Annotated in this window: 7 protein-coding genes and 1 pseudogene; all 8 read left to right on the plus strand. The window is 72.8% G+C overall.

Translation table 11 applies throughout. The annotated features are described in order from the left end of the window. The first annotated feature begins 34 nt into the window (after positions 1-34). Positions 35-1,309 (plus strand): adenosylmethionine--8-amino-7-oxononanoate transaminase, encoded by a 1,275-nt coding sequence (locus E1182_RS12935; RefSeq protein WP_132264502.1) that lies wholly within the window; start codon positions 35-37, stop codon positions 1,307-1,309. A 93-nt stretch (positions 1,310-1,402) separates the two neighbouring features. Next, positions 1,403-2,236, plus strand: a complete 834-nt coding sequence (gene pyrF / locus E1182_RS12940) for an orotidine-5'-phosphate decarboxylase (protein WP_132264504.1) — start codon at positions 1,403-1,405, stop codon at positions 2,234-2,236. 170 nt (positions 2,237-2,406) lie between these two features. Then, positions 2,407-2,724 (plus strand): integration host factor, actinobacterial type, encoded by a 318-nt coding sequence (gene mihF / locus E1182_RS12945; protein WP_088962722.1) that lies wholly within the window; start codon positions 2,407-2,409, stop codon positions 2,722-2,724. A gap of 26 nt (positions 2,725-2,750) precedes the next feature. Next, on the plus strand, positions 2,751-3,284 hold the full coding sequence (locus tag E1182_RS12950) for a guanylate kinase (protein ID WP_132264506.1): 534 nt from the start codon (positions 2,751-2,753) through the stop codon (positions 3,282-3,284). A gap of 47 nt (positions 3,285-3,331) precedes the next feature. Then, positions 3,332-3,595, plus strand: a complete 264-nt coding sequence (rpoZ, locus tag E1182_RS12955; protein WP_007075826.1) for a DNA-directed RNA polymerase subunit omega — start codon at positions 3,332-3,334, stop codon at positions 3,593-3,595. A gap of 15 nt (positions 3,596-3,610) precedes the next feature. Beyond that, positions 3,611-4,819 carry a bifunctional phosphopantothenoylcysteine decarboxylase/phosphopantothenate--cysteine ligase CoaBC gene (coaBC, locus tag E1182_RS12960; protein ID WP_132264508.1) on the plus strand — a complete coding sequence of 403 codons (1,209 nt, stop codon included), beginning with the start codon at positions 3,611-3,613 and terminating at the stop codon, positions 4,817-4,819. A gap of 100 nt (positions 4,820-4,919) precedes the next feature. Continuing rightward, positions 4,920-6,110 carry a methionine adenosyltransferase gene (gene metK, locus E1182_RS12965; RefSeq protein ID WP_132264511.1) on the plus strand — a complete coding sequence of 397 codons (1,191 nt, stop codon included), beginning with the start codon at positions 4,920-4,922 and terminating at the stop codon, positions 6,108-6,110. A 59-nt stretch (positions 6,111-6,169) separates the two neighbouring features. Beyond that, positions 6,170-6,423: pseudogene (locus tag E1182_RS12970) on the plus strand (primosome assembly protein PriA); the annotation flags it as partial.

Below are 6,423 nucleotides of genomic sequence, written 5' to 3' on the forward strand. Positions count from 1 at the left end.
GGCCGGCGGCCGTCGAGGGTACGAGGGAGGGCACGTGACGCCCGAGGAGATCCTGGCCGCCGACCGGGCGCACGTGTGGCACCCGTACGCGGCGCTGCCGCCGGCCGCGCCGCCGTACGTGGTGCGCAGCGCCGAGGGCGTACGGCTGCGGCTGGCCGACGGCCGGGAGTTGGTCGACGGCATGTCGTCCTGGTGGGCGGCGATCCACGGGTATCGGCATCCGGTGCTCGACGCGGCCGTGGTGGAGCAGCTCGGCCGGATGAGCCACGTGATGTTCGGCGGGCTCACCCACGAGCCGGCCGTCCGGCTGGCGCGCACCCTGGTCGAGCTGGCCCCCGACGGCCTGGAGCACGTCTTCCTGGCCGACAGCGGGTCGGTCGGCGTCGAGGTGGCGGTCAAGATGTGCCTGCAGTACCAACGCGCCACCGGCCGGCCGGAGCGCCGCCGGCTGGGCACCTGGCGGGGTGGGTACCACGGCGACACGTTCCACCCGATGAGCGTCTGCGACCCGGTGGGGGGGATGCACCACCTCTGGGGCGACGTGCTGCCCCGGCAGGTCTTCGCCCCCGCCCCGCCCGGCGGCTTCGACGACGCGCCCGACCCGGCGTACCTGGCGGCGCTGACCGGCGCGGTGGAGCAGCACGCCCACGAGTTGGCCGCGGTGATCGTCGAGCCGGTGGTGCAGGGCGCGGGCGGGATGCGTTTCCACCATCCGGGCTACCTGCGGGCGCTGCGCGAGGTGACCCGGGCCCACGGGGTGCTGCTGGTCTTCGACGAGATCGCCACCGGCTTCGGTCGCACCGGCGCGATGTTCGCCGCCGAACACGCCGGGGTGAGCCCGGACGTGCTCTGCGTGGGCAAGGCGCTCACCGGCGGCTACCTGACCCTGGCCGCGGTGCTCTGCACGGCGGAGATCGCCCGGGGCATCTCCGCGGCCGGGGTGTTGGCCCACGGGCCGACCTTCATGGGCAACCCGCTCGCCTGTGCGGTCGCCAACGCCTCCCTGGGGCTGCTGCGGGCCGGTGACTGGGCCGCCCAGGTGTCCCGGGTGGGGGCGGCGCTGCGGGCCGGTCTGGAGCCGTTGCGGGGCGCTCCCGGGGTGGCCGACGTGCGGGTGCTGGGCGCGATCGGCGTGGTGCAGCTCGACCACGAGGTGGACCTCGCCGCCGCGACCGCCGCGGCGGTCGCCGAGGGGGTGTGGTTGCGCCCGTTCCGCGACCTGGTCTACACCATGCCGCCGTACGTCACCGACGACGCCGACGTGGCCCGGATCGCGGCCGGGATCGCCGCGGCGGTGCAGGCCGGCTGAGCCGGCCGCGGCGACGGTCCCGGGCGGGGCCGGCGCGGGCAGGACGGGGTCGGCGGGTGCCGGTCCCGCAGCGAAGTGAGGAGAGAGGGACGGATGGAGACCTTCGGCGCCCGGCTGCACCGGGCCGTGGCCGAGCGGGGACCGCTCTGCGTGGGCATCGACCCGCATCCCGGACTGCTGGCCCGCTGGGGACTGCCGGACGACATCGACGGGCTGGAGCGTTTCTCCCGGACGGTGGTCGAGGCCCTCGGTGACCGGGTCGCGGTCGTCAAGCCCCAGTCGGCCTTTTTCGAGCGCTTCGGTGCCCGGGGTGTCGGAATTCTTGAGTCAACTATCCGACAGTTACGCGAATCCGGTGCGCTCGTTCTGCTCGACGTGAAACGCGGCGACATCGGTTCGACCGTCGCCGCGTACGCCTCGGCGTACCTCGACCCGGCCGCCCCGCTGTACGTCGACGCGGTGACCGCCAGCCCCTATCTGGGCGTCGGCGCGCTGGCCCCGATGTTCGAGTTGGCGGCGGCGCACGGCGGCGGCGTCTTCGTGTTGGCGCTCACCTCCAACCCCGAGGGGGCGTCGGTGCAGCGGGCCCGCACCGCCGACGGCCGCACCGTGGCGCAGACCGTCATCGACGAGATTTCCCAGCTCAACGCGGGTGCGCAGCCGTTGGGAAGCTTCGGGCTCGTGGTGGGGGCGACGGTCGGCGAGACCGGCCACGACCTGTCCCGGGTCAACGGTCCGCTGCTCGCCCCCGGGCTCGGCGCGCAGGGCGCGACGGCCGCCGACCTGCGCCTGGTTTTCGGGCCGAGCCTGCCCTCGGTGCTCCCGTCGTACTCCCGCGAGGTGTTGGGAGCGGGCCCAGATCCGGCCGCCCTGCGGGCCGCCGCGGAGCGCGTGCTGGCCGACTGCCGGGCTGTGCTGGCTGACTGACGGCTCGGTCACTTTACGTTGATCTTCGCGCGCCCACGTTGCCGAAAGCTCCGGCGACCGCTAGTTTTCCCCGCGCTGGTAACCATGGACCCCTTTGGTTGTCAGCGTCACCACGTTTCACAGAGCGGCGGTGCGTTCCGCCCGTCGCGATAGGGACCTGAGGAGAACTGGTGCCGCTCCCGTCACTGACCCCTGAGCAGCGCGCTGCCGCGCTGGAGAAGGCCGCGGAGATCCGCAAGGCCCGTGCTGAGCTGAAGGAGCAGCTCAAGCAGGGCAAGACCACCCTCGCCGCCGTCCTTGAGCGGGCCGAGTCCGACGACGTCGTCGGCAAGCTCAAGGTCTCGGCCGTCCTGCAGGCCATGCCGGGCATCGGCAAGATCCGGGCGACTCAGATCATGGAGAAGCTCAAGATCGCCGACAGCCGTCGCCTGCGTGGCCTGGGCGAGCAGCAGCGCAAGGCGCTGCTTGGAGAGTTCGCCGCGAACTGAGCTCCGCCACCGTGTAGAAACAAGCGGTGAGCACGGATGACGAGACGCGCCCGGCGGCTCGACCCACCGTCCTGACCGGACCGTCCGGTGCCGGTCGGGACGGTGTGGTCGAGCGGGTCCGGGCGCGTTTTCCGTCCGTGTGGGTGCCGGTGCCGGTGACCACCCGGCCGCCGGGCCCCGGCGAGCGCGACGGCGTCGACCGGCACTTCGTCACACCGGCCGAGTTCGACCGGCTGGTCGCCGGCGGAGAGTTGCTGGAGTGGTTCCGGATGGGACCGCACCTGCGTGGCACACCCCGTGAACCGCTGCGGACCCGGCTCGCGCAGGGGCGGCCGGTGCTGCTCCCACTCGACCTGCCCGGTGCGCTCGCCGTGCGGGCGGCGCTGCCCGGCGTCGACCTGGTGCTGCTGTCGCCGCCGGGGTGGCGTGCCTCACCGGCGGTCGCCGAGGCCGTCGCACACACCGTGGTCCACGGCCTGACCGAGCAGGCCGTGGCCGAGCTGGTAGGCTTGCTCGGTTCTTCCTATCTGGCTCCCGCTCGGCCGCCCCTGCGCGGTTGAGCGACCAGCCGCGCTCGCGCGGACACTTCAGACGCAGAGGGTATTTCGTGGGATCCATCGCCAACCCCGAGGGCATCACCAACCCGCCGATCGACGAGCTGCTCGAGAAGACCACCTCGAAGTACGCGCTGGTCATCTTCGCCGCCAAGCGTGCGCGTCAGGTCAACGCGTACTACAGCCAGCTCGGTGAGGGCCTGCTCGAGTACGTCGGCCCGCTGGTGGAGACGACCCCGCAGGAGAAGCCGCTCTCCATCGCCATGCGCGAGATCAACGCCGGCCTGCTCACCGCCGAGCCGACCGACCAGCCGTAACACCGCCGCGCGTCGATGTCCGCTGAGATCGTCCTGGGGGTCGGTGGCGGCATAGCCGCCTACAAGGCGTGCGAGCTGCTGCGGCTGTTCACCGAGTCCGGACACCGGGTCCGGGTGGTGCCGACCGCGTCGGCGCTCCGCTTCGTCGGGGCGCCGACCTGGGCGGCGCTCTCCGGCCAGCCGGTCGCCGACGACGTGTGGTCCGACGTGTACGAGGTGCCGCACGTCCGGCTGGGCCAGCGGGCCGACCTGGTGGTCGTCGCGCCGGCCACGGCGGACCTGCTCGCCAGGGCGGCCCACGGTCTCGCCGACGACCTGCTCACCAACACGCTGCTCACCGCCCGCTGCCCGGTGGTGCTCGCGCCGGCGATGCACACCGAGATGTGGGAGCACCCGGCCACCGTCGCCAACGTGGCCACGCTGCGCTCCCGGGGCGTGCGCGTGATCGAGCCCGCCGTGGGTCGGCTCACCGGAGCCGACAGCGGCAAGGGGCGGCTGCCCGACCCGGCGGAGATCTTCGCCATTGCCCGGCGGGCCCTCGCCCGGGGCGTCGACGCCCCGGCCGATCTCGCCGGCCGGCACGTGGTGGTGACCGCCGGCGGCACCCGCGAGCCACTGGATCCGGTCCGGTTCCTCGGCAACCGCTCCTCCGGGAAGCAGGGGTACGCCTTCGCGCGGGCGGCGGTGGCCCGCGGCGCCCGGGTCACCCTGGTCGCGGCCAACGTGGCCCTGCCGGACCCGGCCGGGGTGGATCTGGTCCGGGTCGGCACCACCGAGGAGTTGCGCACCGCCACCCTGGCGGCGGCCGAGGGCGCCGACGTCATGGTGATGGCGGCGGCACCGGCCGACTTCCGTCCGGCGAGCTACGCTTCCAGCAAGATCAAGAAGGTGGACGGCGGCAGTGCCCCGACCATCGAGCTGGTCACCAACCCCGACATCGCCGCCGAGCTGGGCCGGCAGCGCCGGCCGGAGCAGCTGCTGGTGGTGTTCGCCGCCGAAACCGGTGACGCGGAGGCCAACGGGCGGGCCAAGCTGGCCCGCAAGCGGGCGGACCTGATCGTCGTCAACGAGGTCGGCGTGGACAAGGTCTTCGGGGCGGACACCAACGCCGCGACCGTCATCGCCGCCGACGGCACCGTGCACGTCCTGCCCGAACAGGACAAGGAGGACCTGGCCGACGGCGTCTGGGACCTCGTGGTGTCCCGCCTGGCCGACCGGCCCTGAGCAATGGGCGTCGCATGTTCCCGAACCATCCGCTGACCCGGGTGATTAAACTGCCGCGGAGCGACCTTTTCAAAAGAGTTCTCAAGTGCTTAGGAGTGCCGTGACACGTCTCTTCACGTCCGAATCGGTCACGGAAGGCCACCCGGACAAGATCGCCGATCAGATCAGCGACGGCGTCCTCGACGCCCTCCTCGCCCAGGATCCGCACTCCCGTGTCGCGGTCGAGACCCTGATCACCACCGGCCAGGTGCACGTGGCCGGCGAGGTGACCACCAAGGCCTACGCCGACATCCCGACCATCGTCCGGGACACCATCCTCGGCATCGGGTACGACTCGTCGAAGAAGGGCTTCGACGGCGCGTCCTGCGGGGTCAGCGTTTCCATCGGCCAGCAGTCCGCCGACATCGCCCAGGGTGTCGACAACGCCTTCGAGCTGCGTACCGGCGCGTCGGAGAGCGCGCTGGACGCACAGGGCGCCGGCGACCAGGGCATGATGTTCGGCTTCGCGTGCTCCGAGACGCCCGAGCTGATGCCGCTGCCGATCGCGTTGGCGCACCGGCTGGCTCGCCGGCTCGCCGCGGTGCGCAAGGACGGCACGATTCCGTACCTGCGGCCGGACGGCAAGACCCAGGTCACCATCGAGTACGACGGACTGCGGCCGGTGCGGCTGGACACCGTGGTCGTCTCCAGCCAGCACGCGGCGGACATCTCGCTGGAGTCGCTGCTCACCCCGGACGTGCGCGAGCACGTCATCGAGCCGGAGCTGGAGGGCCTCGGCCTGGAGACCGAGGGCTACCGGCTGCTGGTCAACCCGACCGGCCGGTTCGAGATCGGCGGGCCGATGGGTGACGCGGGCCTGACCGGCCGCAAGATCATCGTCGACACCTACGGCGGGTACGCCCGGCACGGCGGCGGCGCCTTCTCCGGCAAGGACCCGTCCAAGGTGGACCGCTCGGCCGCGTACGCGATGCGCTGGGTGGCCAAGAACGTCGTCGCGGCCGGCCTGGCCGAGCGCTGCGAGGCGCAGGTGGCGTACGCCATCGGCAAGGCGCACCCGGTCAGCCTGTTCATCGAGACGTTCGGCACCGAGACCGTGCCGGTCTCCGCGATCGAGAAGGCCGTCACGGAGGTCTTCGACCTGCGCCCGGCCGCCATCATCCGGGACCTGCACCTGCTCCGCCCGATCTACCAGCAGACCGCCGCGTACGGCCACTTCGGCCGCGAGCTGCCGGACCTGACCTGGGAGAGCACCGACCGGGCCGCCGACCTCAAGTCGGCCGCGGGAGCCTGACCGGCACCAGGCGCAGCGACCGGCGACCCGCCGACGGGTCGCCGGTCGCGCGCGTCTGCGTGGACGTCCCCCTGCCGCACCTGGACCGTCCGTTCGACTACCTGGTCCCCGCCGCCCTGGACGGCGAAGCGCTCCCCGGGGTGCGGGTGAAGGTCCGCTTCGCCGGGCAGTTGGTCGACGGCTGGCTGCTGGAGCGGGTCGCGGAGTCGGCCCACCCCCGGCTGGCGTACCTGGAGAAGGTGGTCTCCCCGGAGCCGGTGCTGGCCCCCGAGGTCGCCCGGCTCGCGCGGGCCGTCGCCGACCGGTACGCCGG

The organism is Micromonospora sp. KC721 (genome assembly GCF_004348355.1).
Lineage (GTDB): Bacteria > Actinomycetota > Actinomycetes > Mycobacteriales > Micromonosporaceae > Micromonospora.

Coding starts and splice junctions, on each gene's coding strand:
- pyrF (WP_132264504.1), top strand. CDS start 1,403: ATGGAGACCTTCGGCGCCCGGCTGCACCGGGCCGTGGCCGAGCGGGGA.
- coaBC (WP_132264508.1), top strand. CDS start 3,611: ATGTCCGCTGAGATCGTCCTGGGGGTCGGTGGCGGCATAGCCGCCTAC.